28 protein-coding genes are annotated in these 26,412 nt (G+C 58.9%); 9 read left to right on the top strand and 19 right to left on the bottom strand.

Features of this window, described 5'->3' with window-relative positions; genetic code table 11:
* Positions 1-5: 5 nt before the first annotated feature.
* Positions 6-854 (bottom strand): dihydropteroate synthase, encoded by an 849-nt coding sequence (gene folP / locus F0155_RS08835; protein WP_208999196.1) that lies wholly within the window; start codon positions 852-854, stop codon positions 6-8.
* 169 nt (positions 855-1,023) lie between these two features.
* Here folP and F0155_RS08830 point away from each other — a divergent pair, with 169 nt between their 5' ends.
* A complete protein-coding gene (locus F0155_RS08830) occupies positions 1,024-2,598 on the top strand; it encodes an alkaline phosphatase D family protein (protein ID WP_150524132.1) in 1,575 nt (524 codons plus the stop codon).
* 73 nt (positions 2,599-2,671) lie between these two features.
* On the opposite strand, the gene F0155_RS08825 is transcribed toward F0155_RS08830, so the two are convergent.
* Positions 2,672-3,886 carry a multidrug effflux MFS transporter gene (locus F0155_RS08825; RefSeq protein ID WP_150524131.1) on the bottom strand — a complete coding sequence of 405 codons (1,215 nt, stop codon included), beginning with the start codon at positions 3,884-3,886 and terminating at the stop codon, positions 2,672-2,674.
* 249 nt (positions 3,887-4,135) lie between these two features.
* Between F0155_RS08825 and F0155_RS08820 the strand changes: the two genes are divergently transcribed.
* From F0155_RS08820 to F0155_RS08785, 8 genes are all read left to right on the top strand, one after another.
* Positions 4,136-5,392 carry a hypothetical protein gene (locus F0155_RS08820; protein ID WP_150524130.1) on the top strand — a complete coding sequence of 419 codons (1,257 nt, stop codon included), beginning with the start codon at positions 4,136-4,138 and terminating at the stop codon, positions 5,390-5,392.
* Between the two features lie 268 nt (positions 5,393-5,660).
* Positions 5,661-7,487, top strand: a complete 1,827-nt coding sequence (gene typA / locus F0155_RS08815) for a translational GTPase TypA (protein ID WP_150524129.1) — start codon at positions 5,661-5,663, stop codon at positions 7,485-7,487.
* A gap of 486 nt (positions 7,488-7,973) precedes the next feature.
* Positions 7,974-8,366 (top strand): hypothetical protein, encoded by a 393-nt coding sequence (locus F0155_RS08810; protein WP_150524128.1) that lies wholly within the window; start codon positions 7,974-7,976, stop codon positions 8,364-8,366.
* Between the two features lie 179 nt (positions 8,367-8,545).
* Positions 8,546-9,535, top strand: a complete 990-nt coding sequence (locus tag F0155_RS08805) for a sodium-dependent bicarbonate transport family permease (RefSeq protein ID WP_244303488.1) — start codon at positions 8,546-8,548, stop codon at positions 9,533-9,535.
* A gap of 4 nt (positions 9,536-9,539) precedes the next feature.
* The gene (locus tag F0155_RS08800; protein WP_150524127.1) at positions 9,540-9,851 is read left to right on the top strand and encodes a DUF3240 family protein; all 312 of its coding nucleotides are present in this window, start codon (positions 9,540-9,542) and stop codon (positions 9,849-9,851) included.
* 121 nt (positions 9,852-9,972) lie between these two features.
* The gene (locus F0155_RS08795) at positions 9,973-10,632 is read left to right on the top strand and encodes a carbonic anhydrase (RefSeq protein WP_150524126.1); all 660 of its coding nucleotides are present in this window, start codon (positions 9,973-9,975) and stop codon (positions 10,630-10,632) included.
* Between the two features lie 68 nt (positions 10,633-10,700).
* Positions 10,701-11,210 (top strand): DinB family protein, encoded by a 510-nt coding sequence (locus F0155_RS08790; protein ID WP_150524125.1) that lies wholly within the window; start codon positions 10,701-10,703, stop codon positions 11,208-11,210.
* A gap of 109 nt (positions 11,211-11,319) precedes the next feature.
* On the top strand, positions 11,320-12,111 hold the full coding sequence (locus F0155_RS08785; RefSeq protein ID WP_204934416.1) for a TSUP family transporter: 792 nt from the start codon (positions 11,320-11,322) through the stop codon (positions 12,109-12,111).
* A 9-nt stretch (positions 12,112-12,120) separates the two neighbouring features.
* Here the strand turns inward: F0155_RS08785 and F0155_RS08780 are convergent, their stop codons facing one another.
* The 17 genes from F0155_RS08780 to tsaD form a co-directional block, all read right to left on the bottom strand.
* Positions 12,121-13,014, bottom strand: coding sequence for a DMT family transporter (locus F0155_RS08780; RefSeq protein WP_150524123.1), 894 nt, complete (start codon positions 13,012-13,014; stop codon positions 12,121-12,123).
* Between the two features lie 220 nt (positions 13,015-13,234).
* Positions 13,235-14,269 (bottom strand): aspartate-semialdehyde dehydrogenase, encoded by a 1,035-nt coding sequence (locus F0155_RS08775; RefSeq protein WP_150524122.1) that lies wholly within the window; start codon positions 14,267-14,269, stop codon positions 13,235-13,237.
* 108 nt (positions 14,270-14,377) lie between these two features.
* On the bottom strand, positions 14,378-14,521 hold the full coding sequence (locus F0155_RS23400) for a hypothetical protein (RefSeq protein ID WP_161599782.1): 144 nt from the start codon (positions 14,519-14,521) through the stop codon (positions 14,378-14,380).
* 128 nt (positions 14,522-14,649) lie between these two features.
* On the bottom strand, positions 14,650-15,393 hold the full coding sequence (locus F0155_RS08770; RefSeq protein WP_150524121.1) for a maleate cis-trans isomerase family protein: 744 nt from the start codon (positions 15,391-15,393) through the stop codon (positions 14,650-14,652).
* 42 nt (positions 15,394-15,435) lie between these two features.
* Positions 15,436-16,572, bottom strand: a complete 1,137-nt coding sequence (locus tag F0155_RS08765) for a M24 family metallopeptidase (protein WP_150524120.1) — start codon at positions 16,570-16,572, stop codon at positions 15,436-15,438.
* Entirely contained in the window at positions 16,565-17,647 is a 1,083-nt protein-coding gene (locus tag F0155_RS08760; RefSeq protein ID WP_150524119.1) for a pyridoxal-phosphate dependent enzyme, read from the bottom strand. Before F0155_RS08760 ends, F0155_RS08765 begins: the two co-directional genes overlap by 8 nt.
* Before the next feature lie 365 nt (positions 17,648-18,012).
* The gene (locus F0155_RS08755; protein ID WP_150524118.1) at positions 18,013-18,408 is read right to left on the bottom strand and encodes a VOC family protein; all 396 of its coding nucleotides are present in this window, start codon (positions 18,406-18,408) and stop codon (positions 18,013-18,015) included.
* A gap of 3 nt (positions 18,409-18,411) precedes the next feature.
* Positions 18,412-18,828 (bottom strand): hypothetical protein, encoded by a 417-nt coding sequence (locus F0155_RS08750; RefSeq protein ID WP_150524117.1) that lies wholly within the window; start codon positions 18,826-18,828, stop codon positions 18,412-18,414.
* 73 nt (positions 18,829-18,901) lie between these two features.
* Complete coding sequence (gene leuB, locus F0155_RS08745) at positions 18,902-20,014, bottom strand: 3-isopropylmalate dehydrogenase (RefSeq protein ID WP_150524116.1); 1,113 nt, start codon at positions 20,012-20,014, stop codon at positions 18,902-18,904.
* A 138-nt stretch (positions 20,015-20,152) separates the two neighbouring features.
* The gene (locus F0155_RS08740; RefSeq protein ID WP_150524115.1) at positions 20,153-20,908 is read right to left on the bottom strand and encodes a sulfite exporter TauE/SafE family protein; all 756 of its coding nucleotides are present in this window, start codon (positions 20,906-20,908) and stop codon (positions 20,153-20,155) included.
* Between the two features lie 50 nt (positions 20,909-20,958).
* Positions 20,959-22,131, bottom strand: coding sequence for a M20 aminoacylase family protein (locus tag F0155_RS08735; protein WP_150524114.1), 1,173 nt, complete (start codon positions 22,129-22,131; stop codon positions 20,959-20,961).
* Positions 22,132-22,240: 109 nt separating this feature from the next.
* Positions 22,241-22,909 (bottom strand): class I SAM-dependent methyltransferase, encoded by a 669-nt coding sequence (locus tag F0155_RS08730; RefSeq protein WP_150524113.1) that lies wholly within the window; start codon positions 22,907-22,909, stop codon positions 22,241-22,243.
* A gap of 6 nt (positions 22,910-22,915) precedes the next feature.
* Positions 22,916-23,341, bottom strand: coding sequence for an EVE domain-containing protein (locus F0155_RS08725; protein ID WP_150524112.1), 426 nt, complete (start codon positions 23,339-23,341; stop codon positions 22,916-22,918).
* A complete protein-coding gene (locus tag F0155_RS08720) occupies positions 23,342-23,632 on the bottom strand; it encodes a YciI-like protein (RefSeq protein WP_150524111.1) in 291 nt (96 codons plus the stop codon).
* A 33-nt stretch (positions 23,633-23,665) separates the two neighbouring features.
* Entirely contained in the window at positions 23,666-24,661 is a 996-nt protein-coding gene (locus tag F0155_RS08715) for an NAD(P)H-dependent glycerol-3-phosphate dehydrogenase (RefSeq protein ID WP_150524110.1), read from the bottom strand.
* On the bottom strand, positions 24,661-25,143 hold the full coding sequence (locus tag F0155_RS08710) for an NUDIX hydrolase (protein ID WP_150524109.1): 483 nt from the start codon (positions 25,141-25,143) through the stop codon (positions 24,661-24,663). Before F0155_RS08710 ends, F0155_RS08715 begins: the two co-directional genes overlap by 1 nt.
* Positions 25,144-25,218: 75 nt before the next feature.
* Positions 25,219-26,322, bottom strand: coding sequence for a tRNA (adenosine(37)-N6)-threonylcarbamoyltransferase complex transferase subunit TsaD (gene tsaD, locus F0155_RS08705; RefSeq protein WP_150524108.1), 1,104 nt, complete (start codon positions 26,320-26,322; stop codon positions 25,219-25,221).
* Positions 26,323-26,412 lie beyond the last annotated feature (90 nt).

Genomic DNA, 26,412 nt, shown 5'->3' with positions numbered 1-26,412 from the left:
ATTGTTCAATCCTGATCGATTTCGGCCGTTTCACGCCGGGTTGCAGCCAACATTCGAACCGCATCGGCATGCGGACACACATCGTGGACCCGCACCATCTCGGCGCCTTTCTGCAGCGCAATCAGGTGAACTGCAAGGGAACCGAACATCCGTTCATCCGTTTCCACATTCAAGACAGCTCCGATCATGCGTTTGCGCGAGGCACCTGCAAGAACGGGTAGCCCATGCTTCTTGAGCGTCTCGAACCGGTTCAGGATCTGGAAGTTCTGGTCAATTGTCTTGCCGAAGCCAAAACCCGGATCGAGCATTTGTTTGTCCCGGGGTATCCCGGCGCGGTCGGCCAGTTTCATCGACTGTTCGAACCACCGGTCGATATCTGAAAGGATGTCGATGCCAGGATCTGCAGCAAGCCGATTGTGCATCATGATGACATGGGCGCCGGTTTCAGCCGCAACCTCCGGCATGGCGGGGTCTTTCTGCAGACCCCAAACGTCATTGATGATGGTGGCTCCGGCTGCGCAGGCGCGCTTGGCAATCTCCGCCTTGTAGGTGTCGATGGAAACGGGGCGGCCCATGTCGCACACAGGCGCGAGAACCGGCTCAAGGCGAGCCCATTCATCTTCCACAGAAACAGGCGCCGAGCCCGGACGAGTGCTTTCCGCACCAATGTCCAGTATGTCGGCGCCTTCACCGATCATGCACCGCGCCTGTGCAAGGGCGTCTTCTACTGCATTGAAGCGTCCACCATCGGAAAAGGAGTCCGGTGTCACATTCAAAATGCCCATGACCTGCGGGCGTTCCATCTTGCCGAGATCGGGAAAGGCGTAGCTGGTCATGAAATCAACCTTCGTCATATCGATCAGCGGTTTCGCCCGTCGCCGTCGCAGGGTCAAGCCCACAAGCGACATGTGTCATCGAAAATTCCTAAAGCTGTCGTCTGACTGAGATCGAACTGACAAACAGATCGGGCATTGAATGCCGGTTGCCAAGGGATTTCCCCTTCCCCCAGCCATGGAGTGTTTCATGCCTTCTCCGGTATCCCGACGTTCTTTTTTGAAATCGTCCGCTGCGACCGGCCTTGTCCTTTCCGCCGGTCTTGCCATGCCTGCCCTGTCCCGCGCGTCCTCCCGACCTGTCATCACCCACGGACTGCAGTCGGGGGATGTCAATGCCAATTCGGGAATGATCTGGGCTCGTGCCGACCGCCCCTCCCGCATGCTTGTCGAGTTCGATACCAACGGATCCTTTGAAAACCCGACGCGCCTTGCGCCCCTGAACGCGCTGCCGGACAGCGATTTTGCGGCCAAGCGTTTGCTGGAGAACCTCCCGTCCGATCAGGACATTTTCTATCGGGTGGCCTTTACCGATCTTGGGGATGTCAATGCGATCTCCGAGCCGATGACCGGGCGGTTCCGTACCGCGCCGGGCTCACGTCGGTCGGTCAAGTTTGTCTGGTCCGGTGACACCGCGGGGCAGGGTTGGGGCATCGACAAGGCTCGAGGCGGCATGAAAACCTACGCCACGATGCAAAGGCACCAGCCTGACTTCTTCATTCATTCCGGCGATACGATCTATGCGGATGGCCCGATGAAGGAAACTGTCGAACTGAAGGATGGCACGATCTGGAAGAATGAGCTGATCGAGGAAAAGACCAAGGTCGCCGAGACGCTGGACGAGTATCGCGGCCAGTGGAAGTACAACCTGATGGATGACAATCTCCGGGCTTTCAATGCGGAAGTTCCGACCTTCTTCCAGTGGGATGACCATGAAGTCGTCAACAACTGGTCCGCTTCCAAGGATCTGACTGTGGACGATCGCTATAGCGAAAAGAATGTACAGCTTCTGGCTGCCCGTGCCGCTCGTGCTTTTCATGAGCTTACGCCGATCCGCTACACACCGTCCGAGCCGGGCCGGGTCTATCGCAAGATTGCTTATGGCCCGATGTTGGATGTGTTCTTCCTTGATCTTCGCTCCTATCGTGGTCCGAACGGGGCTTCGCTGGAAGAGGACATGAACCCCGCCTCACGTGTTCTCGGCGAACAACAGGTCGCCTGGCTGAAGCGGGAACTCGCCAGCTCCAACGCCACCTGGAAAGTGATCGCATCCGACATGCCGCTCGGCTTGATCGTGTGGGACAACTGGAAGGAAAAGGCGGGTGCAGAAGCCATTGCCAATGGCGACCATGGCGCGCCAAAGGGCCGTGAACTGGAGTTCGCAGATCTGCTCCGATACATCAATGTTGCGGACATCGACAACATCGTCTTTCTGACGGCGGATGTACATTATACGGCAGCGCATTATTACAATCCGGACAAGGCCCAGTTTCAGGACTTCAAGCCGTTCTGGGAGTTTGTGTCGGGGCCTATCCATGCAGGCACCTTTGGGCCGAACGATCTCGACATGACCTTTGGCCCGGAAGTCAGATATGTGAAGGCACCGACCGCCGAGCAGGGAGCCAATTTGCCGCCGTCGATGGGGCTGCAGTTCTTTGGTATTGTCGAGATTGATGGGGCAACGGAACAGTTTACCGTCCGCCTGATGGATCGGGATGACGTGGAGCTCTATTCGGTCACACTGGATCCGGTTCGCAAAGCCTAGGCTTTGCAACCTGTAGCCGAAGTTTGAATCGATGAAGAAAGGGCCGGGTTTCCGGCTCTTTCGCGTTAGGGCCTTACTCTGCCCTTCCGGCGTCATCGGACCTGTTTGGTCTCAGCAACACCCACAGCAACACACCGGTTACCGGCATGGCGGCGATGATGGTGCCCATCCCGAGTACGGGATTTCCAAGTGCGGCCACCAGCAGGCTGCCTACTATGCCGCCGCCGAATTGCAGGAAGCCCATGACCGAGGAGGCGGCCCCTGCAATATGCGGGAAATCCTGCATGGCGCTCGTCAGGCTGGAGGGCAGGATGAAGGCCAGGGAGAATGCAAACAGCATCACGGGCGCCATGACTGTTACCAGCGATGGCGTCAGGAGCAGCATCGACACACACATGGCTGCAGAGGAGAGGCACAGTCCGATCATGCCCGGGATGAGCAATTCACTGGCTTCCCGGCTCTTCATCAGGCGTCCTGTTATGACCGTGCCTGTAATGAAGGAGCCGGACTGCAACATCATGGTCATGCCAAAGGCGGTCGGTGTCAGGCCGACTTCGTAGATCAGGACGAAGGGCAGAGCCGAACTCAAGGCATAGAGGTTGCCGAGACTGAAGCCCACCAGCAGGCTCGGCCGCATGAAAGCCGGTGTCCTCAGCAGACTGAGGTAATTCTTCGCCAGTCTTGCAGGGTTCAGGTGAGCGAGACCTGTGTGTGAATTCGTTTCGCGTTGGAAGAAAAGCACGGCCAGCAAGAGGCCAAGCCCGTAGACGATCATGCACCAGAAAACCTCTCTCCAGCCGAAGGCTTCCAGAACGATCCCGCCGATGGTGGGGGAAATCGCAGGGCCGAGTGCGAGCATCATGGCGATTGTGTTCATGATCCGGGCGGAGGTCTGTCCGGTGAATTGATCCCTGACCATGGCTCGCGACACGGCAACGCCGACTGCCGAGCCAATGCCTTGAAGGGTTCTGGCAATCAGCATCCAGGTGATGTCGGGAGCATAAGTCGCGAGAACCGCGGAGCCCAGATAGAGCCCCAGAAAAGCAAGCGTTACCGGCTTTCGCCCAAATGCGTCCGTCAATGGGCCAACGATCAGCTGCGTGACTGCAAACCCCAGGAAGTAGGACGTCAGGGTTAGCTTGATCATGGAGTCGGTCGTTGAAAACACCTCGGCCAGAGTCGGCATGGAGGGTGTGTAGAGCGCCATCGAAATGGGGCCAATAGCAACAAGCCCGGCTCCGAGAAGGGCTGTCCGTCTTTCGCTCATGACGGATGCGGCGTTGGTCATACGTCAGGATCCTGGCGAAAGAGCTGCGGCGGGAAGAAATCGATGTGTATACGCGGTCCTTGTAGGGGGTGGAGCCGTAGCGGCACAAGCTGGAAAATAGGCTGACAGGCCACTCTTCTATCATCGGAAAGCAATTCGCAGGGCATGTACGTACTACGTAAAGTACACCCGGCATCAACCCGCATATCAATTGCCACTGAATAGTTTCATAGTTTGTTTACGAATTCAGAAGTCCGACAGGGGGTTCAGGTGACTTTCATTCACAATAAGGCGCATGCGTGCGGCAAGAAACACAATGCTGGTCAGGCAGGAAATGCAGCCCAGTTCCAGAATGCGCTGCAAGGCGGCAACAACGGCCGGGCCGCTGCAGGTCGCAACGCTGCGCTCGCAGGTGCTGGCGCTCCGGTTAACAATGGTGCTCAGGTCAACAACGGCGGACAGGTGAACAACGCCGGCCCGAACCCGAACACAAATGCTGGACTGAACCAGCTGGCCAACATCATCAACCAGGCAACAGGCGGCAAGATCAAGCTCGTTCAGGCTGGTGGTATCGATACACGTGAAGCCGGAAGCCGCATCTACGTTCAGAACGGCAAGATCCAGAGCGTTCAGATCATGGGAAATCCGGGCCTCTCACAGGCTCTGACCCAGAAGCTGCAGGGCGCGACCATTTATGACGGCAACAACATCCCGCAGGATGATACGCCGCTTGGCATGGTCCACAATGCAGGCTTTGGCAACTATGGTGCTGTCGGCGTAGTCGGAAACAACGCAAATGGCGGTGGCTGGGGCAAGCCGGTTCCGCTTCCGGGCAAGCCGACTGTCTGCCCGATGCCGCGTCCGATGCCAATGCCCATGCCGAATGCTGGTGGTGGCATGCAGATGGGCGGCGCAGGTAATGGCGCGCATGTTCATGCAAACGGCGGTGCTCATGTCCATGCCAATGGCGGTGCGCATGTCCACGCTGGTGGCGGCGTACAGGGTGCTGGCCAGGTTCAGGGCGGGGCTCAGGTGCAGGCTGGCTACAACGTTCAGGCCCAGCACGCTCAGCATGGCAAGCAGGACAACGGTAACGTTGGCGGCCTCCTCGGTGGCATTCTCGGCCTGAAAGCCGGTCTTCTTGGCGGTGTTGCAAACCTCTTCTCCAAGAACAACGGCCTCCTTGGCGCAATCGGCGGCATTGCTGCTCCGGTTCTCGGCATCTTCTCCAAGCTGGTTGGCCATGACGGCGCTCACAAGGCAGCTATGAACGGGGATCTTGGTGGCTGGTTGGTCAACACCTTTGACCATACTAGTCATTCCCACGCATTGGGTGGAAATGCAGGCCAGGGCAATGATGGTCTTCTGGGTGGTCTTCTTGGGATCACCAACATTGCCGGTACACTTGGTCAGGAAGCGGGCTATATGGTCGGTCTCGACAAGGTGTTCGGTGACGCGGCCAAGTACGATGCCGAAAACGGCACAAACTACGCTGCCGGTGGTGGTGAGCCGAAGCACTGGTTCTGATCGAGCCCTGCTCACTGATTGCTAAATGAAAGGCGATGCCGACCAAGGTTGGCAGCGTCTTTTTTGCGTCAATCGGGCTTCAGGTGCCCGAAAACCGGATTTGCGTTGCATATTCGGCGCAACTGTCAGGTTTGCCGCGTTGCACAAGGCTGACGTTACCGGTATACAGTGCGCAAAATCGCCAGCTTTGGCAGCAATCCGGACAATCTAGATCCAGGGCTTTCCCTTCTCTGATACCAGACGAGGGCAGGTCTTGCGGAGCCACTACATGAATTTGCGTAACATCGCCATCATCGCGCACGTCGACCATGGCAAGACAACCCTGATCGACGTTCTGCTCAAGAAATCGGGCGCCTTCCGCGAAAACCAGCGGACAGAAGAGCGCATGATGGACTCCAACGACATCGAGCGTGAGCGCGGCATCACCATTCTTGCCAAGGTCACCTCGCTTGAGTGGAAGAACACGCGCATCAACATCGTGGACACACCGGGCCACGCCGACTTCGGCGGCGAGGTGGAGCGTATCCTGCACATGGTCGACGGCGTGATCCTTCTGGTGGACGCTGCCGAAGGCCCGATGCCGCAGACCAAGTTCGTGCTGGGCAAGGCCCTGAAGCTGGGTCTCAAGCCGATCGTCGCCATCAACAAGATCGACAAGCCGGAACAGCGCGCCGACGAAGTTCTGGACGAAGTGTTCGACCTTTTCGCCTCGCTTGACGCCAATGAAGACCAGCTCGACTTCCCGGTTCTCTACGGTTCTGCCAAGCAGGAGTGGATGGCGCTGGAGCCGGAAGGTCCGAAGGACAGCATGGATGCGCTGTTCGACATGGTGCTGGACAAGATCAGCCCGCCGCAGTCCGAGCCGGGCTCGTTCAAGCTGCTGGCCACAACCATCCAGTCCGACCCGTTCCTGGGCCGCATCCTGACCGGCCGCATTGTCTCCGGCACGGCTGTCCCGAACATGGCCGTCAAGGCCTTGTCGCGCGACGGCAAGCAGATCGAGGCAGGACGCATTTCCAAGGTTCTCGCTTTCCGCGGTCTTGAGCGTCAGCCGATCGAGCAGGGCGAAGCAGGCGACATCGTTTCCATCGCCGGTCTGACCAAGGCAACCGTTGCCGACACGATCTGCGCACCGGATGTTGCGGAAGCCCTGCAGGCGCAGCCGATCGATCCGCCGACGCTGTCCATGACTTTCCGCGTCAATGACAGCCCGCTGGCTGGCACGGAAGGGTCCAAGGTTCAGTCCCGCGTCATTCGCGAGCGGCTGATGAAGGAAGCTGAAGGCAACGTTGCGCTGAAAGTGGAAGACACGGACGAGCCGGATGCGTTCATCGTGTCGGGTCGCGGTGAATTGCTGCTGGCCATCCTGATCGAGAACATGCGCCGCGAAGGCTTTGAACTTGGTGTTGGCCGTCCGCGCGTCGTGTATCAGTTCGATCAGGACGGCAAGCGTCTTGAGCCGATCGAGGAAGTCATCATCGACGTTGATGAAGAATATTCCGGTGCGGTCGTGCAGAAGCTGCAGGAGCGCAAGGCCGACCTTCTGGAAATGAAACCGTCCGGCGGCGGGCGTACACGTCTCGTGTTCCACGCCCCGACCCGTGGCCTCATCGGTTATCAGGCCGAGCTCATGTCCGATACGCGCGGCTCGGCGATCTTCAACCGCCTGTTCCACGCCTATGAGCCGTACAAGGGCCCGATCCAGGGGCGTCACACCGGGGTTCTCCTGTCCAACGGGTCTGGCGAGGCCGTTGCCTACGCGCTGTTCAACCTGGAAGACCGTGGCCCGATGATGATCGATCCGGGCACGAAGGTGTATCCGGGCATGATCATCGGCGAGCACACCCGTGGCAACGATCTGGAAGTGAACGTCCTGAAGGGCAAGCAGCTGACCAACGTGCGTGCCGCGGGCAAGGACGATGCGGTCAAGCTCACCACGCCAATCCGCCTCACGCTGGAAGCAGCTCTTTCCTACATTTCGGATGATGAGCTGGTGGAAGTCACCCCAAGCTCCATCCGCCTGCGCAAGGCCGAGCTCGACCCGCATGAGCGCAAGCGTGCCGAACGCGCTGCAAAGAAGGAAAGTGCCGCCTAAGCGTTGGCTTTCCAGAGCTTGGAAATTGAAAAACCCGGGTCATTGGCCCGGGTTTTTTGCTGTCTATGTTTTCGAGGAGACGCACGCCCGGCTTCCGTTGGTGTGGAGCCATCTCGGTATGGATCCCCGATCAAGTCGGGGATGACGGTGTGAGAGTGCGCCTTGCTCTGCAGGTCATGCCATGACTTGATCATGGCATCCATTCCGTTCTTTTTCAGCGCCCGCTCAACGGCGCGGGTGCATCACGGTATGGATCACCAGATCAAGTCTGGTGATGACGACCGATAGCGCTGTTCATCTTGCAGAAGATGGCGGTGATGTGCGGTGACGAGCCGAACTCGCGTGGAGACCTGTTGATCTCTCGTCCTGCACCCGACTCCCAATCGTTAAATTTGTGCAAAGATATGTTAACCTTTGTTTGTAAATCTTGGGTTGTGGGTGCCAGAAGGCTCCCCGCAGCTGACTGAAACCGGCCAGGAGGCCACAATGCCATCGACAGTTGAACGGCCACCTGCGGCCAATGTCGTTGGGCACGCTACCGAATACCCGTCCGACCGCGAGCGGCGCGAACGGGAGCACAAAGATCGGCATGGTATTGAGTCCTCGGTGCAGCGCCCAGACGACCAGCCAGACGACAGGATTGAGGAGCAAGATACTCCCGCTGTCGTGATCGAACCTCATCACCTTCGAGACCATACGCTTGACGGCGTGGCGGCCTACAGGGCCACTGCCAAGACGCTCCTTGTGCCGGGTTACACGCCGGGCGAGCGCCATCCGCTCTATCAGGAGCCGGGGCGGACCAGTGCGGAAACCGTCCGTCATGCCTATGAGGACCACAAGGATGATGAAGATCACCACGCGGTCAATGTTGCGACCTGACACAATCTGCAATTGACGAAAGTCCCCAAGCGTAGGAAAACCTGCGCCAATTCGCGGTGCAGCATCTTGTCGACTGCGTCTTGTCTACCTATACGGGGTAGTACGTATATCCGAATGGGTGCGCAGGTGGCTTGAAACGTGCTGTGCTGCCCTTCCAGACGTTACAGGGGACGATCCGAATGCTGGACACCATCATCGGCCTTGCCGGCGATAACCTTCTCTCGCCCATTATCCTGTTCTTCGTTCTGGGGCTTGTCGCGGCCTTCCTGCGATCGGATCTCTCCATTCCCGAGGCGGTGGCCAAGGGCATGTCGATCTATCTGCTCTTTGCCATCGGATATAAGGGCGGGGTGAGCGTCAGCGATCACGGCATTGACCAGAGCCTTTTGACAACGCTGGCGGCGGGCATCGTGCTGTCCTTCATGATCCCGATTGTCGCCTTCGGCCTGCTTCAGGTCATGACCAATCTCAGCCGCACGGATGCAGCTGCCGTTGCCGGCCATTATGGTTCGATCTCGATTGTCACCTTCGTTGCCGCGACTTCGGTGTTGCAGAGCCAGGGGATTGCGAGCGAGGGCTATATGGTGGCCATTGCCGCCGCGATGGAGGCTCCGGCGATCCTGTCGGCCCTGTGGCTGGTGTCGCGCGGGGCAAAGCCGACGGAAGAGGAGGCTCAGGAGCGGGAAGGTCTGCTGCGGGAGATCCTGTTGAATGGCTCCATCGTTCTGCTGGTTGGCTCGTTCCTGATCGGTTTCATCACGGGCAAGGACGGATTGGCGGAAATCGAGAGCTTTATCATCTCGCCGTTCAAGGGGGTGCTTTGCCTGTTCCTGCTTGATATGGGGCTGGTGGCCGGGCGCGGGCTGCGCAACAGCCGCGGTGTTCTGACAGTTGGCCTGATTTCCTTCGGGGTCTTGATGCCGGTCATCGGCAGCATCTTCGGGCTTCTTGTCTCAATGTTGATTGGTCTGTCATTGGGTGGGACCGTGTTGATGATGACGCTCTCGGCCTCTGCCTCCTACATTGCGGTGCCCGCGGCCATGCGTGTGGCCTTGCCCGAGGCGAACCCTTCCATATATCTAACCATGTCCCTTGGCGTCACATTCCCCTTCAACCTGACGCTTGGCATACCGCTTTATCTGACGCTCGCAACGCTGGTCGGGAATTGATCTCATGGAAACGAACAAGGCAAAACGGGTTGAGATCATCATCGAAGCCCCGATGGAGGAGCGCCTGACCGGAGCTCTGGAGGCGGCGGGTGTGACCGGCTTTACGGTTCTCCCGGTTCTGGGCGGCAGCGGCCGCTCGGGTCGCTGGAGCCGCGAAGGACAGGTTTCGCGCGCAGGCGGCATGGTCGCCGTCATCTGCATCATTCGCGAAGAGCGGCTCGACACGCTGCTGGAAGCGGCCTTCAAGGTGGTGAAGCGGCATATCGGCGTGGTCACAGTAACCGACTGTGAAGTGCTGCGCGCGGAGCGTTTCTGACGCTTGGGATGGCGCGTAGAGGTACCTGTACGTAATCTTACGTATCTATGCGGCAGGTGCGGCAATCTCCTATAGGTTCTGTCGGAATTTACAATGTCCGGACGTACAGGAGATGCGCGGTTTGACTTTTCCTCACGCACTGCTCGATGGCTATGGCCGCTATCTGCAAAAAGGGTTTGCCCGTCACAAGGAAACCCATGAGCATCTGGCGATCTATGGTCAGAAGCCGGACGTGATGGTGATCTCTTGCTGCGACAGTCGGGTGACGCCGGAAGGCATCTTCAATGTCGGGCCGGGCGAGTTGTTCGTGCTGCGAAACGTCGCCAATCTGGTGCCGCCGTTTGAAACGGATGCCGGGCATCACGGCACCAGTGCCGCAATCGAATATGCCGTCACAGCGCTGAATGTGAAGCATGTGGTTGTTATGGGCCATGCCAAATGCGGTGGGGTTCATGCGTTTCGCGAAAATGCCAATGCTCCGACCCTCAAGGGCGACTTCATCGGGCGCTGGCTGAAGCTTCTGGAACCGGCGGCGATTTCTCTGGCTTGCATGCCGGTGGACCGGATCGACGATCCGCAGCTGGCCATGGAATATGCCGGGGTGCGGCAGTCTCTGAAGAACCTTCTGACCTTCCCGTTTGTGGAGCAGGCCGTTGCGGACGGGGTGCTGGACCTGCACGGTGCGTGGTTTGATATCGGTTCGGGTGAACTGCGCGTGATGGACCCGGAAACGGAAGCCTTCGGAGAAGCGCAGCCCGAAGTGCTGAAAGCGGCCGAATAAATCCGCTGGAGTATCGGGCGTTGTGTTAGAAACGCCCGCTGATCAAGCCATCCGACAGGAGTTTGCCGATGGATCCGGTGCTGTATCAGAAACTTGCCGTCTACAATCTCTGGATGACCGAGAAGGCCTATCTTGCGACTGACAAGATGAGTGATGCCGAGCGCAAGGAAGATCGTGGCGCGTTCTTCAAGTCGGTTCACTCCACGCTGAACCACATCCTGTTTGCGGACCGGGCCTGGATACGACGCTTCACCGGCACACCCTACGAAATCAAGGGCATGGGCGTTGATCTTTTCGATGACTACGAAGAGCTCAAGGCCGCGCATCTTGCCATGTGTCAGGACATCATTGCCTTTGCAAACGGCCTGACATCCGAGTGGCTTCTGGCCGACCTGACCTGGACGAGCATCGACGGCACGAAGACGAACACGCGGCCGCAATGGCTGCTGCTCAGTCACCTCTTCAATCACCAGACACATCACCGCGGTCAGCTTTCCACACTGCTGTCCCAGGCGGGTATCGATATCGGTGTAACGGATTTGCCGTGGATGCCGGATGCGGTTGCGGACGTCGGGTAAGGCGCTGGATTTCCTGCGAAAAGAGGCGTAAGGAGAGACACCCCTCCGGCAAGATCTTGCGACCTCAGACGCAGGTCTTGCCTGTCTCCGATCTGAACGGTCTCACATCTTGCCTGAATTCGATCTCGCCTTTCACCTTCTGGCGTTTCTCTTTGTCGTGGCCTTTGTTGCCGGGTTTGTCGACTCCATTGCCGGCGGCGGCGGACTGATTGCCATTCCGGCGCTCTTGATGACCGGCCTGCCACCACTCGACGTGCTTGGAACGTCCAAGCTGCAGGCCCTGTTCGGGTCCGGGTCCGCGACGATTGCCTATGCGCGAAAGGGACATGTGGACCTGAGGATGATCTGGCCGATGGCGCTGGTCTCCTTTGTGGGCGCCGTGCTCGGGGCGATGGTGGCAACGTATCTGCCCATCGAGATCCTGCGCGGGGGGCTGCCGATTATCCTGATTGCCATCGCGATCTATTTTGCCCTGAAGCCGGATATCGGCAGCATCGAGCGCCACCCGCGTATCAGCCTCTTTGTCTTCTCGCTGACGGCGGTTCCGCTGATCGGTCTTTATGATGGTCTGTTTGGACCCGGCACCGGGTCCTTTTTCATGTTCGCCTTTGTCAGTCTCGCCGGGTTCGGCATCCTGAAAGCAACGGCGCATACGAAGGTTCTCAATTTTGCGTCCAACCTTGGAGGCTTCGCCGTCTTCTTCATCAATGGGGCGGTTCTCTGGAAGATTGGCCTCTTGATGGGTCTGGCCCAGTTCATCGGCGCGCAGGTTGGCTCGCGCGTTGCCATGAAGAACGGCTCCAGGGTCATCCGCCCGCTTCTGGTGCTCTCCTGCATTGCCATGGCAACCAAGCTTATTCTGGAAGCAGATTTTCCGCTGCGGGTGTGGCTGGGACTTTGAACGGCCTTCTCAGGTCGTAAAGAGCAGCGCACAGCCGCAGACGACAAGGGCAGCTCCGGCCCATGCACCGAGCGCGGGCATTTCGCCGGTGCGCCACCACAGGAGCGGGAGCAGGATTACCGGTGTTGTTGCTGACAGCGTTGCGATGATGCCGACTTCGCCGCCCGAAAGCGCAAAGAGCACCAAGGTCATCCCAAGCCCCATGCCCAAAAGGCCTGAAAAGGCTACGATGCCGGCGATTTTCAGGGTTACGGGTCCGGCAGGTTTCAAGCGCTTGAACGGCAACAGCATCATGAGCGACAGGCAAAGCGCGGCTATGCCAACGCGGATTGTGGATGCCGCGACAGGGTCCACGCCGGTTGCCATCACCGGACGCGCAATGAGCGAGCCGACGGACTGCGACAGCGCCGCCAGCAGGCCAAGACAGATGCCCACCCAGAGCGGTCCTCGAATTTCCTCCCACTTGTGAAGCTGTGACTTGCGCTTGCCGAAGCGAATGGCGAGCAGCACGCCCAGAAAGGTGAGGGCAATGCCAAGCAGCTGCCATGGTCCGAGACGTTCGCCAAGAAACAGAAAGCCGAGAATGGCAGACATCGGCGCATTCAGCGAAAACACCATGGCCGTCCGGCGTGGGCCGAGGCGGTTGAGTGTCAGGAACAGGGCGGTGTCGCCCATGTAAATGCCGATGAAGCCGGACGCGGCAAGAAGGAGGGCGGATGTTTCGTTAATCGAGCCCCAGCCCGTTGTGACGGCGACATAGGCAGTCAACATCACGAAGACCAGCGCCATGCGCAGCCGGTTGAAGGCAATTGCCCCGAGAGCCTGCGATGGTCCGGCGGAAATGATGCCGGTCAGTGCCCAGCAGGTGGCAGCGGCAAGAGCCGCGAGCTCGTAGACCAACATGAGCCTGTCCCCTCCCGGACATTGTCATCAAGGGCTGTTGTCGAGTGCGTTGAGGCCGCATAGTCACACGCAAAATGCGGGTGAGGTCGGCAAATGGAAAGGGCTGTAGACGGGTTCACGTCCGGCAGACTTGCCGGATCATGTGGACCAAAGGACAGGAAAATCAATAAGAAAGGCACCACGCGCTGAAAAATCAGGCGCGTGGTGCGAGATCGTCAGATCAGGCAGCCTGTGCCTTCGGCTTGATCAGGCCACGGTTGACCAGAACCTCGGCGATCTGAACGGCGTTAAGCGCTGCGCCCTTGCGCAGGTTGTCGGAAACAACCCACATGTTGAGGCCGTTTTCGACCGTCGCATCTTCGCGGATACGGGAGATGTAGGTCGCGTCTTCGCCAGCGCTCTCGTAAGGCGTGATATAGCCGCCGTCTTCATGCTTGTCGATGACAAGGCAACCCGGAGCCTCGCGCAGGATGTCGCGCGCCTGGTCTGCAGTGATCGGGTTTTCGAACTCGATGTTGACGCTTTCGGAGTGGCCGACAAAGACCGGAACACGCACGGCGGTGCAGGTGACCTTGATCTTCGGGTCGAGCATCTTCTTGGTCTCGGCAAGAACCTTCCACTCTTCCTTCGTGTAGCCGTCTTCCATGAAGCTGTCGATATGCGGAATGACGTTGAAGGCGATCCGCTTGGTGAACTTCTGCGGTTCGATCGGATCGTTCACGAAGACGGCGCGGGTCTGGTTGAACAGTTCTTCCATCGCATCCTTGCCACCGCCGGAAACGGACTGGTAGGTGGAAACGACAACGCGCTTGATCTTGGCGACATCATGGAGCGGCTTCAGGGCCACAACCAGCTGCGCAGTGGAGCAATTCGGGTTGGCGATGATGTTCTTCTTGGAGAAGCCGGCAACCGCATCCGCGTTCACTTCCGGAACGATCAACGGCACGTCAGAGTCGTAACGCCACGCAGAGGAGTTGTCGATGACAACGCACCCCTTGGCACCGATCTTCGGGGACCATTCCTTGGAGACAGCACCACCGGCAGACATGAGGCAGATGTCGGTGTCGGAGAAATCATAGTTCTCCATAGCCTTTACCTTCAGCGTCTTGTCGCCGAAGGAAACTTCGGTGCCCTGGGAGCGGCGGGAAGCCAGTGCCACGACCTCATCTGCCGGAAAACCGCGTTCAGCCAGAATATCGAGCATTTCGCGCCCGACATTTCCCGTCGCGCCGGCAATTGCAATCTTGTAACCCATTTCGTCTGATCCTCGTCCGTCTCCCCGCTCCGCCCGCTGCTGTATTGAATGCGCAGCCGGGCCTCTCGGCACCCCCCATCCCCGGGGAGTGCGGGACGAGCGGTACCGTCAAGCGGTGGTCTTGGTGGTTTTCGTGAAGCGTTTGGTCGAAGTGACCTTGCGAGTGCGCGCACGGGTGCTCACCGGCGCAAAGGTTGCGCTGCGGATGGCCATTTTCATGACGGTCAGGATGTCTGCACCGAGCCGGTTCATGGTGTGTCGCATTCTTCAGAAACTGTAAGACGGCGTCTTTTTGCGCGGAAATGGCCGGAAGTCAACACGCAATAAGTACTTAACGCCTTGAGCTTTCGTCGCCCCTCGTGAATTTTGGCTCAACCGGTTCAGCTGGCAAAGAGTTTGCCGGGGCAGGCCTCGCGGGTTGAAAGACCGGCAAGGCGGCGCATGTGCCATGCAAGCGCAAGATTTGAACTCAGCACAGGCTTGCCGATCCGCGCCTCACAGGCCGGAATGACAGATAAAGTCCGCAGGTTCGTACAGGAGGCAAAAACCGCTTCTACCTCATCGGACGCCCCGATTTGGCAGACGGCTTCCTCGACCGAATGAAGGGCAATGCGCGCGACTACCGCTTCCTCTGCCTGTTCGAATGAACCAACCATTGGCGTCTCGATGCCGTTTTCCGCCAGAAGGGCGCACAATGCATCCGAGACCTCTGCAACATACGGAGAGACAAGGCCGATACGCCTGACACCCAGATGATGGCAGGCGGCAATGATCGCTTCTGCCGGATTGGTCACCTTGGCTGAGGGAAAGGCCTTTTGAATTTGCCGCTCCACTTCCCGGCTGCCTATGACGGTGGCGCCGGATGTGCAGGCATAGGCGATCACGTCCATCGGACGTTCGGCGGGAAAGAGAGCTGACGTTTCGGCCAGCCGTTCTTTCATCTGGAGAAGGGTTTCAGGCGTGACTTCCGGTGCGCTTTCGATACGGGCATGGAACAGGGTGACGCCGTCATCCCGAAACAGGGGAGCAAGTTCCCGCTCGATGGTCTCGTCTGCCTTCAGCACGATCAGGCCGAGCGCGGCTTTCGCCGAGGATCCGTCGTCACAGTCGAATGCCAGTTTCATTGTCCTGCTCCTTCACGGATGCGCCGGTTTCGCTCGCTTTTGTCAGATCACGGGTATCTCTGAATGGACCGGCGTGCTGAGAAACTCGGCTTCGCCGTCGCGAATGACAATGTTTTCCTCATGCACCATCATCTTGCCGTTGGCGAGTTGAATGCTGGGTTCGAGCGTGAGCACCATACGCTCCTGCAAGACCGTTGTATCAAAACCGGTTATTGAGGGCGTCTCGGTGAGTTGCATGCCAAGACCATGGCCCATGCGCCCGACATCCCCATCGCTCTGGCCGAGCACGTCCGCCATCGTGGTGAAGAGATCAGCGCAGGTCTTTCCCGGTCTTGCAATCGCTGCAGCTTCGAGAACGGCAGCCACCAGTTTTCGATGGGCCTGACGAACCTCTTCTGTTGCCGGGCCAATCGCGAAATTGCGATCGAAGTCGCAGAAATATCCGTTTTTCGTCGCGCCTGTATCGAGCATCAGAACGTCGCCGCGTTCCAGCGGACGGCAGGTCGGAGGCGAGATCACATCCTCATAGCCCCCCCTCCCGGCGCCTCCAACGAGATAGGGCACATCATCAGCCCCGCGCCGTAGCAGCTCGATCTTGAAGGTGCGGAAGACATCTGACAGGGACTGGCCTGCATGAAAGAGGTTCGGCGCATTTTGAAAGCTTCGCGAGGCAATGCCGCAGATTTCCTTCAAGGTTGCAATCTCCGCCTCTGACTTGATGTGGCGGAGTGCCTGAACAAGCTGGGTCGCGTTGACGAACTCGACATGTGGCAGGCCAGAGCGAAGGTTCTCGAAGTCGGCGAGCGGCATGCGCAACGTGCTTTCGCGTCCCATCGGCATGCCGATCCGAGCGTATCCGGCCAGCACGTCTCGAAGCAGCGAGATGCCTTCGTCTTCCGGGTGGGGAGCGCTGAAGGTGCGGATGTCGTCCAGCCAGGTCGATGCCATCAAATGCGCGCCGATGGTCGGAATGACGGCGATCGGCTTCCCCTTTGCGGGGACGATCAGGAACCATGGCCGGGCCGGGCTTTGCCAGAACAGGGTTCTAAAGCCCGAGAAATAGCGAACTTCCGCCTCTGTGGTGAACAAAAGCGCGTCCAGCCCTTCAGCGGCCATTGCCTTTTGCGCCCGTTCGGTTCTGGCAGAGAACTCGGCTTCCGGGAAATCAGGCTCAACCATCTTCAGGACCTTCGGACAGGTAACACAGGATACGGGATGTGGGGGCTAACCCGACATCGCTGGAGACGGCGGCGAGACACTTCAGACCGGCAATTCCGGCTCCTCCGGATGGCGTGGTCGCCAGTTCTTTGCCCGCAAGCCAATCGACGCAGCCTGCAGCATCGGCGTCGGTTATCGTCACGAACCAGTCCGCTTCTCTTGCCAGCAGTTTCAGCGCCAGATGTGAGGGTTCCTTGCAGTCCAGCCGACCCATATTGGAAACTGGCCCTGTTGTCGTGACAGGCCCACCGGCCTCTATGCTGGCCTGAAGCGCAGGTGCTGCCTCCGGCTCTATGACGATGATGGTGACATCATCCCCCCATTTTGCCCGCGCGCTGATTGCTCCGGCGGCGGCAAGCCCCCCGACACCGGCCTGCAGGAAGACATGGGTAGGCGCTTGCGGGATCTGGTTTGCGATTTCCTCGCCCATCACCAGATATCCCTCCATCACCGCTTTGCCCGCTGCGGTTTGGCCAAGCCACGTGCCGTCGGGAAGGAAATGCCAGCTGTTGTCTACAGACATCTTTTCTGCGGCGGCAATGCTGTCCTCGTAAGTGGCTCCGGCTCGCACAACGTCGGCGCCTTTTGCTCGCAGGCGTTCCGCGAAGGCCTCCGGCACCGTTTCGGCAATGAAGACGACGGCCTTGGCGCCGAAGACAGGTGCGCCTGCAGCAAGGGAGAGGCCGTGATTTCCGGCACTAGCACAGGCAAATGTCTGGCCGATCAGTGCGCTCTCATGGGTTTTCGCCCTGCCGTCGCGCACACGGGCGTCCGCTTCCCGGGCAATCGCATAGGCCGCGCCAAGCGCCTTGAAGCTGCCAAGCCCCATGCGAGCGCGTTCGTCCTTGATGTGAAGCGTTGCAACACCGAGCTCGCCTGCAATGTCAGGGCGTTCGACCAATGGCGTTGTCATTGTCCGAGGGCAAGCCGCAAACAGTGTGAATGCAGAATTGGCAGAGGTTGAGATCTCCTCCGGCGCCAAGCCTTCTTGCGCCGGAAGGCCGATACCTCGCCAGCGGTTCTTCACGACCTTCATGCGTCCTCCCGTTTTGTCGGGAAGCAGCATTGTCATACTTGTGGCTTATGACAAGGGCAAAACCGGCGTGTCATTGCCGGAAAAGGCTACAATCACCTAAAGTATCATTAAAATGGTACTCTGGATCATGCTTGTCTCTACATGTCTGTGGTTTCTGATGTCGTAGTGTAGAGCTATTTGGGCCAAGGACAGTTTTTGCCCAATTTTGTTCATGCCCGGAGTTTTTAAGGTTCAACCACTTGGGGGTGCCGATCTCTTCGCATCCTGGCAGGAAGAAAACGATGGCTGGGAGAGTAGCTGCCCTAAAGTTTGTGGCGGACTATTTGGGTTTGCCTGCCATGTCTTGGTACGCTCGCAGAACGGGCTCAGGCTGGCTGGATGAGATCCCACTTGTTGCCAAATGGGTCCTGAAAAACGGCGACTGTCCCATAGGCTTCGGTGCGGGGCTCTTCGAGGAAATTGATGCCCTTGCCAAGCATTGTCACATGATCGCGGGCAAAGTTATCCGTCTGAAGAAACAGGAACACCCTGCCACCCGTCTGGTTGCCAATTGCGGCCCTTTGCTCCGACCCGTCTGCACGCGCCAACAACAAACGGCATTCGGTACTGCCGGGTGGCGCGACAAGAACCCAGCGCTTTTCGTCAGACAGCCGGGTGTCTTCAATCAGTTCGAATCCGAGCGTACCAACGTAGAAGGCCAAGGCCTGATCGTAGTCTGGCACGATGACCGAAACTGCAGAAAGAAACTGCCGCGCTGCCATCGGTTATTGTGCGCGCTTGTAGACAGAAATATTCGTGAAGGACGCGACGTCGACGAGGTGGACGGTCTGCGTGACGGTCAGCGTTATGCCATCATCCGAAAGCTCCCGTTCCGCCTTCATGATCGTCAGCGGCCCGCGGCGGGCTTCTGAAACAAGCTTGCGATCCCCGTCGAATACAAGACGCATGGCGTCCACCAGACCGCTCTTGCTCAGCTTGACTTCCGGGCCATCGGGGAGGGCCTCAAAATCGTCATTGGTGATTTCACCGTCCTGGCTGACCTGGTTCATCGAGAACCGCGCCATGCCGAAATTGTCCTCGATTTTCATCGTGGCGCTTTTGGGCGGCTCGCCCTGCTCGAAATGGCTTTCTTCCGTATCCAGTATCCAGGTGCCGAGAAAAGGGCCGAGAAGGTCGCTCATATGATGTCCGGTTCGAAACGAAAAGGCTGCCACCGGGATACCCGGTGACAGCCCTGATTGCAATTGAGACTGATCAGGCGCTCAGCGCGGTCAGTTCGGCAACGATGGCATCGCCCATTTCGGTGGTGCTGATCACCTTGTCATCTTCGCTGGCGATGTCCTTGGTGCGCAGGCCCTTGTCGAGAGCATTGGCGATTGCCTTGTCCAGCTTGTCGGCTGCGTCAATCAGCTCGAAGGAATAGCGAAGCGCCATGCCGAAGGAAGCGATCATCGCGATCGGGTTTGCAGCGCCCGTGCCTGCAATGTCCGGCGCAGAGCCGTGGACCGGCTCGTAGAGCGCCTTGCGCTTGCCTGTTGTTGCATCCGGAGCGCCGAGCGACGCAGACGGCAGCATGCCAAGCGAGCCGGTCAGCATGGCGGCAACGTCGGAGAGCATGTCGCCGAAGAGGTTGTCGGTGACGATCACGTCGAACTGCTTGGGCCAACGAACCAGCTGCATACCGCCTGCATCGGCCAGCATGTGCTCCAGTTCAACGTCCTTGTAGCCGTTGCCATGGGTCTGGGTCACGACCTCGTTCCATAGAACGCCAGACTTCATGACATTGCGCTTTTCCATGGAACAGACCTTGTTGTTCCGGGTCCGCGCCAACTCAAACGCAACCTTCGAGATGCGCTCGATTTCGTAGGTTTCGTAAACCTGAGTGTCGACACCGCGCTTCTGGCCGTTGCCGAGATCGGTGATTTCCTTCGGCTCGCCGAAATAAACGCCGCCGGTCAGCTCACGCACGATCAGGATGTCGAGGCCTTCGATCACATGCTTCTTCAGGGAAGATGCGTCGGCCAGAGCCGGATAGCAAATCGCCGGGCGCAGGTTTGCAAAAAGCTGCATGTCCTTGCGCAGACGCAGGAGACCGGCTTCCGGGCGTACCTCGTAAGGAACGCTGTCCCACTTCGGACCGCCGACGGCGCCAAAGATCACAGCGTCTGCAGCCATGGCCTTGGCCATGTCTTCTTCGGAGATCGCCTGACCATGCGCGTCATAGGCAGATCCGCCGACGAGGCCATCGTCAGTGACAAAGTTGGTTCCGCCATTGGCGTTGAACCACGCGATTACCTTTTTGACCTCTTCCATGATTTCCGGCCCGATACCGTCGCCCGGAAGAAGAAGCAGCTTCTGCTCAGCCATGAACGTCCATCCCGTCTTGCAAAGAAAATTCCGTGCGCTTGGGTTAGCGGTTTGTCATGGCGCTGACAAGCTCAAGCAACTTGCGAAGAGTTCAACTGGCCTTCGCAGAAAGTTCAAGTCGGGTTCTTTCCTCGCCGATCAGATGAATGCGCGCCAGATGAGGTTGAGTGCAAGAAGGGTCATCACGATCCTGAAGCCCTTCTTGAAGGTGGCTTCGTTCATTTTGCCCAGCAGGCGGGAACCGGCCAGTGTGCCAAGAAAGCCGGTGGCCACCATGCCGACAATCAAGGGGATCCATGGTGCGAAGGCGAAACCGAGAACGCCGAAGGCAAATACCTTGAAGATGTGCATCATCAGGGCTGTGACAGCCTGATTGGCCACAAACTGATGGCGGGAGAGGCCGAGGGTTGCCAGAACTGCGCCGCCAATTGGGCCTGCAGCGCCAAAAAACATCGACAGAAACGTGGAGACGAAACCCGCAACGCCCATGGCCTTGCGTGCGGCGTTCTGAAGTGTCGGGACTTTGCCCCAAACGGTCCAGAGAACGAAGAATCCGATACCTGCCTTTAGCCATGGCGCTGGCAGCTGGATGGCGAGCGCGCCGCCAAGAAATGCGCCTGCCACGGCGCCTGCGGCAAACCACGCGGCGATCATCCAGTCTACGTGGCGGATCTGCACAAGCGCGCGCCCGCCATTGGAGCCGATCTGCACCACCCCATGCACGGGAACGAGCGCAGCCGTCGGCATCACCATCGCCATGATGGCGAGAAGAGTGACACCGCCACCAAGACCAACAGCTGCCGTGATGGCCGATGTCATGAAGCTGGAAGCCAGCAACACCACGGCAGACAGGGAGGACAGGTCGGTCGGCAGAAACGAGGCGAGAAGGTCCATTATTGGTCCCAAACAGCAAGAAGGCCGACTTGCGCCGGCCTTCTGATGGATCAGGCTGCTGTCGGCAGCGCCGTTTCAACCAGACGCACCCAGTAGGAGCATCCGACCGGAATCAGGTCATCGTTGAAATCATATTCGGGGTGATGCAGTCCGGCGCTGTCGCCGTTCCCTGCAAAAATGAAGGCGCCCGGACGTTCTTCCAGCATGTAGGAGAAATCTTCGCCGCCCATCATCGGGGCAATGTCGGTGATGACCTTGCCTTTGCCAGCGATTTCCTCCGCGATGCCAGCCGCAAAATCCGTCTGGTCGTCATGGTTGGCTGTGACCGGGTAGCCACGGCGGAAGAAGACGTCCGCCTTGGCGCCAAAGCTCTCGGTAATCGTCGTGGCAATCGCCTTCAGGCGCTTTTCTGCCATATCGCGGATTTCCGGATCGAGCGAGCGAACCGTGCCGCGAAGGACGGCTTCCTGCGGGATGACGTTGAAGGCGTTGCCTGCGTTGAAGGTGGTTACGGACACAACGACAGACTTGAGCGGGTCGGCATTGCGACTTGCAATCGTCTGAAGAGCGGAAACAACCTGGCTGCCAATCACCACCGGGTCGATGGTTTCGTGCGGCTTGGCGGCATGGCCGCCACGTCCTGTGATGGTGATGCGGAACTCGTCGGTCGCTGCCATGATCGCGCCCTTGCGGATCGCAAATTCGCCAACCGGCAGGCCGGGGAAATTGTGCATGCCGTAGACTTCGTCAATCGGCCAACGGGTCATCAGGCCATCATCGATCATCGCCTTTGCGCCAGCACCGCCTTCTTCCGCAGGCTGGAAGATCACGACAACCGTGCCGTCGAAATTGCGGGTCTCGGCGAGATATTTGGCCGCGCCCAGAAGCATCGCGGTGTGGCCGTCATGGCCGCAGGCGTGCATCTTGCCCGGGATCTTGGAGGCGTAAGGCTTGCCCGTTGCTTCCTCGATTGGCAGCGCGTCCATGTCAGCGCGCAGGCCGATTGTGCGGCCAGCACCGCCATTGCGGCCCTTGATCACACCCACGACACCGGTCTTGCCAATGCCCGGTGTCACTTCATCAAGGCCGAAGCTCTCAAGCAGTTCGGCAACTTTCTGACCCGTGCGGACAGTTTCGTAGAGAATTTCCGGATTTTCATGAAAGTCCCGGCGCCACGCTGTAATTTCATCGCTCATATCCGCGAGGCGGTTGACAATGGGCATAGTCTGCTCCCTGGGCAAAACGTCTTTATTTGATGCGAGAACGGGACCAAATTCCCGTTTCGAGAAGAAGAAGGCGTCACAATCTTCAAATCGGCGGGGGTTTGCAAGCCTATTCAGGGTCCGAAGTGGCGCGTAGTCGATAGACGGACGAACGTTTCACGTCCATGTCTTCAAGTGCCCCAACGACAGGAACTTCGTAGGTGGCAAGGTGGTCCAGCCGATGTTTCGGCAAATAGGACCGTCCCGGATCGCCGACAAGGACATCGGTGCCGCTTTCAAGGGCAAGATCCAGAAAAGCGAGGATTTTGGTTGCCATCGGCCGGTCGTAGAACACGTCGCCGCAGAACAGCACATCCGTCTGCGGAGGAGCTCCGGCGGTCAGGTCGTCGCGGGTCGTGGCGACGGTGACCTCGTTGAGGGCGGCATTCAGCCGCGTCGCCTCAATGGCGAAGTCATCAATGTCAACGCAGGTGCAACTCCGCCCGCCCGCCATCATCGCAGCGATGCCGACAAGGCCGGAGCCGCAGGCAAAATCGAGAACCGTCTTGCCATTGACGAGTGTAGGGGTGTCGAGAATATAGCGGGCAAGGGCTTGCCCGCCCGCCCAGGCAAAGGCCCAAAAGGGCGGCGGCAGGCTGATTTCGCCCAACTCGTCCTCGGTCTTTTGCCACAGCGCCATGGCTTCGTCAGCAAGATGCAGCCGAAGCTCAGGTACGTGCGGTACCGACTTCACCAGCGTTTCACGAATGATAAAGCCAGCCTTGTCCGCTATGGCCATCTGGTATCAGACCGGTTCGCCAAATCCTGCCATCTGGCAGACGAGGTCCCATTCTTCCTTTTTGACAGGCTGGACTGACAGGCGCATGGATGTGACCAGCGACATGTCGGCAAGGCGTGGCTCCGCCTTCACATCGGCGAGGGTAACCGGCTTGGGTACGTCGCAGACGGCCTTGAAGTCCACACATTCCCAACGCGGGTCGTCGATTGTCGTATCCGGATGGATCTCGCTGCAGACCTCAACGATCCCGACGATCTCCTTGCCGATATTGGAGTGGTAGAAGAACGCCTTGTCGCCGATTTCCATGGCGCGCATGTTGTTGCGGGCCTGATAGTTGCGAATACCGTCCCACTGTTCACCGGCGTCACCGCGCGCCTTTTGCTGTTCCCAGGACCATTTGTCGGGTTCGGACTTGATGAGCCAGTATTGCACTTAGTTCGCCTCCGGGTTCTTCACGACCCACTTCCATGGGCGAATGTCGACGCTTTCGAAAAGGCCAGCCTTTGCATAAGGGTCGTTCGCGGCGATTTCTGCGGCGTCTTCCTTGCTGGCGGCTTCAACGATCACCAGCGATCCTGCCGGATCGCCCGCATCATTCAGAAACGGGCCTGCGCCCTTCAGTCGGTCGCCAAAGCTGTTGAGATAGTCCAGATGTGCCGGACGGTTGTCCAGACGGATTTGCAGGGCACCTTGCTTGTCGGTGCAGATCAGAGCGTAGAGCAAGAAATCGTCTCCCCGGTGAAGTTGAATGTCATGTTATTCGGAGCGCAGCGGACGGGCCATCAGCTCCGAAAGGGCCTCGTCCACCGATACATCCTTGTCGATCATTGCTGCAACGGTTTTGCAAATCGGCAGGTCAAGGCCAAGGCGCTCGCCGAGCTCAACAGCGATCCGGGCCGAATAGGCCCCTTCTGCAAGTTTTGTTCCGCTGGCGATCAGGTCCCGCGCCTGTGTGCCCTGCCCGAGCTTGATGCCGAAACTGAAGTTTCGCGATTGCGGGCTGGAGCAGGTCAGCACCAGATCGCCAAGGCCGGACAGGCCGGTCATGGTTTCCCGCCGCCCGCCCATAGCCGCGCCAAGGCGGGTCAGCTCCGCAAACCCTCTGGCGGTCAGCGCGGCCAGTGCGCTCGCACCAAGCTTTCGGCCAACTACGGCACCGCAGGCAATTGCAAGGACGTTCTTGAGAGCGCCGCCTACCTGAACCCCGATAAGGTCGTCAGACGCGTAGGGGCGGAAGGAGGGGGAGGCCATGGCTTCGCTGAAATGCGCGGCCGTTTCCAGATCTTCAGCGCCGATGGTGACGGCTGTCGGCAGCCCGCGCGCAACATCATCTGCAAAGCTCGGGCCGGACAACATGCCCACTGTCGCGCCAGGGAGAAGTTCGGACACTGTCTGGGATGGCAGTTTGCCGGTGGACCGCTCGATGCCCTTTGCACACAAAAGCAGGGACTTCTGACCGAATTTGTGATCGCCGAGAAGGGTGCACATGGCACGTGTCGTCTGGGCCGGAGTGACAAGCAGCACCAGATCTGAGCTAAGGGCGCGAGCAATGTCGGTGGTTGCTTCCAGATCTTCGTCAAAGGTGATGCTGGGCAGATAGCGGGAGTTTACGCGCCGCGAGCGCATTTCGGCGATAGCCGTTGCATCGCGGCCCCACAGGACAACACTGTTGCCGGCGCGCGCCGCTGTCAGGGCGAGGGCGGTTCCCCACGCGCCAGCGCCAAGAACGCCGATGCTCTTGATGTCCGTCATCACAGGATCTCCGAGACGCGTTTGCGCAATGTCGCAAGTGGCACGTCAAAATCGACGTGGAAGGCTCCCGGTTCTTGGCATTGCTCCGAGAAAAGATCAATCCAGAACAGGCGGAAGCGGATCGGATCCCCACCAATACTGGGTGTCATTTCGAAATGCTCCCATTCTTCCCTTGGGATTGCGGAGAGCGTGGCATGGAACATCTGGCGGCGGTGGCACCCGGCCAGCTGGCCGTTGCTGCCTTCCAGATCGACTTCGCCGTTTGTGAAGAAATCCTGTTCGAAGAAAGGTGTGAAAGCGACATCAAGGTCGAGGCCGGTTTCTTCGCGAAACTCCCGTTTGGCGCCGATGAGAAAGCTCTCTCCGGGGTCCAGTGTGCCACCTGGAACCTGAAGGCCAACATCAGGATGATCCGGCTCGTCAAAGACAAGCAACTTGCTCCCGCAGGTCAGGTAAACGTAAGCCTTGAAGATAATCTGCACCTGAAAAGTCCTGAGAATCGAAGTGTCGAATTGGGGCTGGATCAAGTCATGCCGATGTGGCGACGGCGTGGCGGATCAGACCTTTGCACCCTTTTTGCCAGACCCCAGAACTCCGCTGTTCTCGCTGTCCAGTGGCCAGCGTGGCCGGGGAGAGAGCTGCATGTCATCGACCGGCCCAAGTGCAAGGTTTTCTATACCGGCCCAGGCGATCATTGCGGCATTGTCCGTACAAAGGGACATGGGCGGAGCAACAAAACGGGCCCCCGCTTCTTCTGCTGCGGCAAGGAGCGACGAGCGAATTTGCTGATTTGCGGCAACACCGCCCGCGACGACGATTACTGGCGGACAGTCCGGGTGCCGCTCGCGAAAGAGTGCGAGGGCCGAGCGCGTTCGGGCGGCCAGAACATCGGAGACGGCCAGCTGAAACCCGGCGCAAAGGTCGGCAACCGTCTGGTCGTCCACCGGCTCCAGTTTCTTGGCCTGTGTACGAACGGCAGTTTTCAGCCCGGCAAAGGACATGTCGAGGTTGGGGCGGTCCAGCAGCGGGCGCGGCAGGGGAAAGCGCGCCGCATCACCGGATTTCGCCAGCCGCTCGACATTCGGTCCTCCCGGATAGGGAAGGCCGAGCAGTTTTGCGGTCTTGTCGAATGCCTCGCCAATGGCGTCGTCAATGGTGGTGCCGAGACGTTCATAGTCGCCCACGCCGCGCACAAGCAGGAACTGGCTGTGGCCCCCGGAGACCAGAAGCAACAGGAACGGGAATTCCACATCGTCGGTCAGGCGCGCGGTTAGCGCGTGTCCTTCCAGATGATTGACGCCGATAATCGGCTTGCCAGCAGCCATGGCGATGGCTTTTGCGGTCATGAAGCCGACAATCACCCCGCCGATCAGGCCCGGCCCGGCTGTTGCGGCAACGGCGTCAATGTCGTCCCAGCCGCACCCGGCACTTTCCATGGCTTCGCGGACAATATGGTCCAGTATTTCGATATGGGCACGGGCAGCGATTTCCGGGACAACGCCACCGAACTCGCTGTGTTCGTCGATCTGTGAGCGAATGACGTTGGACAGGACTTGTCTGTCTGTCGGTCCGGTCACCACAGCGGAGGCAGTTTCGTCGCAGCTGGTTTCGATGCCCAGAACGGTGAGCGTTTTTCCTGTGTCCGGATTGACTGATGTCATGGGCTTCGCTGCGCTGTCCTTTAGATGTATGAACGGCATTTTGTTTGCCGGAAGCAGATGAACTGGTTAGACATGCCACAAACGGGACGT

This window comes from Roseibium sediminis, assembly GCF_008711325.1.
Classification (GTDB): Bacteria; Pseudomonadota; Alphaproteobacteria; order Rhizobiales; family Stappiaceae; genus Roseibium; species Roseibium sediminis.
This window is presented reverse-complemented; position numbering and strand designations above follow the sequence as displayed.

What these genes read in the sequence shown, in the direction of transcription:
- F0155_RS08805 (WP_244303488.1), top strand. Translation starts at nt 8,546, where the DNA reads ATGCTGGACACCATCATCGGCCTTGCCGGCGATAACCTTCTCTCGCCC.
- F0155_RS08730 (WP_150524113.1), bottom strand. Translation starts at nt 22,909, where the DNA reads ATGGCCATAGCGGACAAGGCTGGCTTTATCATTCGTGAAACGCTGGTG.
- F0155_RS08715 (WP_150524110.1), bottom strand. Translation starts at nt 24,661, where the DNA reads ATGACGGACATCAAGAGCATCGGCGTTCTTGGCGCTGGCGCGTGGGGA.
- F0155_RS08765 (WP_150524120.1), bottom strand. Translation starts at nt 16,572, where the DNA reads ATGGTTGAGCCTGATTTCCCGGAAGCCGAGTTCTCTGCCAGAACCGAA.
- F0155_RS08740 (WP_150524115.1), bottom strand. Translation starts at nt 20,908, where the DNA reads ATGGACCTTCTCGCCTCGTTTCTGCCGACCGACCTGTCCTCCCTGTCT.
- F0155_RS08735 (WP_150524114.1), bottom strand. Translation starts at nt 22,131, where the DNA reads ATGCCCATTGTCAACCGCCTCGCGGATATGAGCGATGAAATTACAGCG.
- F0155_RS08750 (WP_150524117.1), bottom strand. Translation starts at nt 18,828, where the DNA reads ATGAGCGACCTTCTCGGCCCTTTTCTCGGCACCTGGATACTGGATACG.
- F0155_RS08760 (WP_150524119.1), bottom strand. Translation starts at nt 17,647, where the DNA reads ATGAAGGTCGTGAAGAACCGCTGGCGAGGTATCGGCCTTCCGGCGCAA.
- typA (WP_150524129.1), top strand. Translation starts at nt 5,661, where the DNA reads ATGAATTTGCGTAACATCGCCATCATCGCGCACGTCGACCATGGCAAG.
- F0155_RS08825 (WP_150524131.1), bottom strand. Translation starts at nt 3,886, where the DNA reads ATGACCAACGCCGCATCCGTCATGAGCGAAAGACGGACAGCCCTTCTC.
- F0155_RS08775 (WP_150524122.1), bottom strand. Translation starts at nt 14,269, where the DNA reads ATGGGTTACAAGATTGCAATTGCCGGCGCGACGGGAAATGTCGGGCGC.
- F0155_RS08830 (WP_150524132.1), top strand. Translation starts at nt 1,024, where the DNA reads ATGCCTTCTCCGGTATCCCGACGTTCTTTTTTGAAATCGTCCGCTGCG.
- F0155_RS08810 (WP_150524128.1), top strand. Translation starts at nt 7,974, where the DNA reads ATGCCATCGACAGTTGAACGGCCACCTGCGGCCAATGTCGTTGGGCAC.
- tsaD (WP_150524108.1), bottom strand. Translation starts at nt 26,322, where the DNA reads ATGACATCAGTCAATCCGGACACAGGAAAAACGCTCACCGTTCTGGGC.
- F0155_RS08755 (WP_150524118.1), bottom strand. Translation starts at nt 18,408, where the DNA reads ATGGCAGCGCGGCAGTTTCTTTCTGCAGTTTCGGTCATCGTGCCAGAC.
- F0155_RS08790 (WP_150524125.1), top strand. Translation starts at nt 10,701, where the DNA reads ATGGATCCGGTGCTGTATCAGAAACTTGCCGTCTACAATCTCTGGATG.
- folP (WP_208999196.1), bottom strand. Translation starts at nt 854, where the DNA reads ATGACGAAGGTTGATTTCATGACCAGCTACGCCTTTCCCGATCTCGGC.
- F0155_RS08770 (WP_150524121.1), bottom strand. Translation starts at nt 15,393, where the DNA reads ATGAAACTGGCATTCGACTGTGACGACGGATCCTCGGCGAAAGCCGCG.
- F0155_RS23400 (WP_161599782.1), bottom strand. Translation starts at nt 14,521, where the DNA reads ATGAACCGGCTCGGTGCAGACATCCTGACCGTCATGAAAATGGCCATC.
- F0155_RS08800 (WP_150524127.1), top strand. Translation starts at nt 9,540, where the DNA reads ATGGAAACGAACAAGGCAAAACGGGTTGAGATCATCATCGAAGCCCCG.
- leuB (WP_150524116.1), bottom strand. Translation starts at nt 20,014, where the DNA reads ATGGCTGAGCAGAAGCTGCTTCTTCTTCCGGGCGACGGTATCGGGCCG.
- F0155_RS08780 (WP_150524123.1), bottom strand. Translation starts at nt 13,014, where the DNA reads ATGTTGGTCTACGAGCTCGCGGCTCTTGCCGCTGCCACCTGCTGGGCA.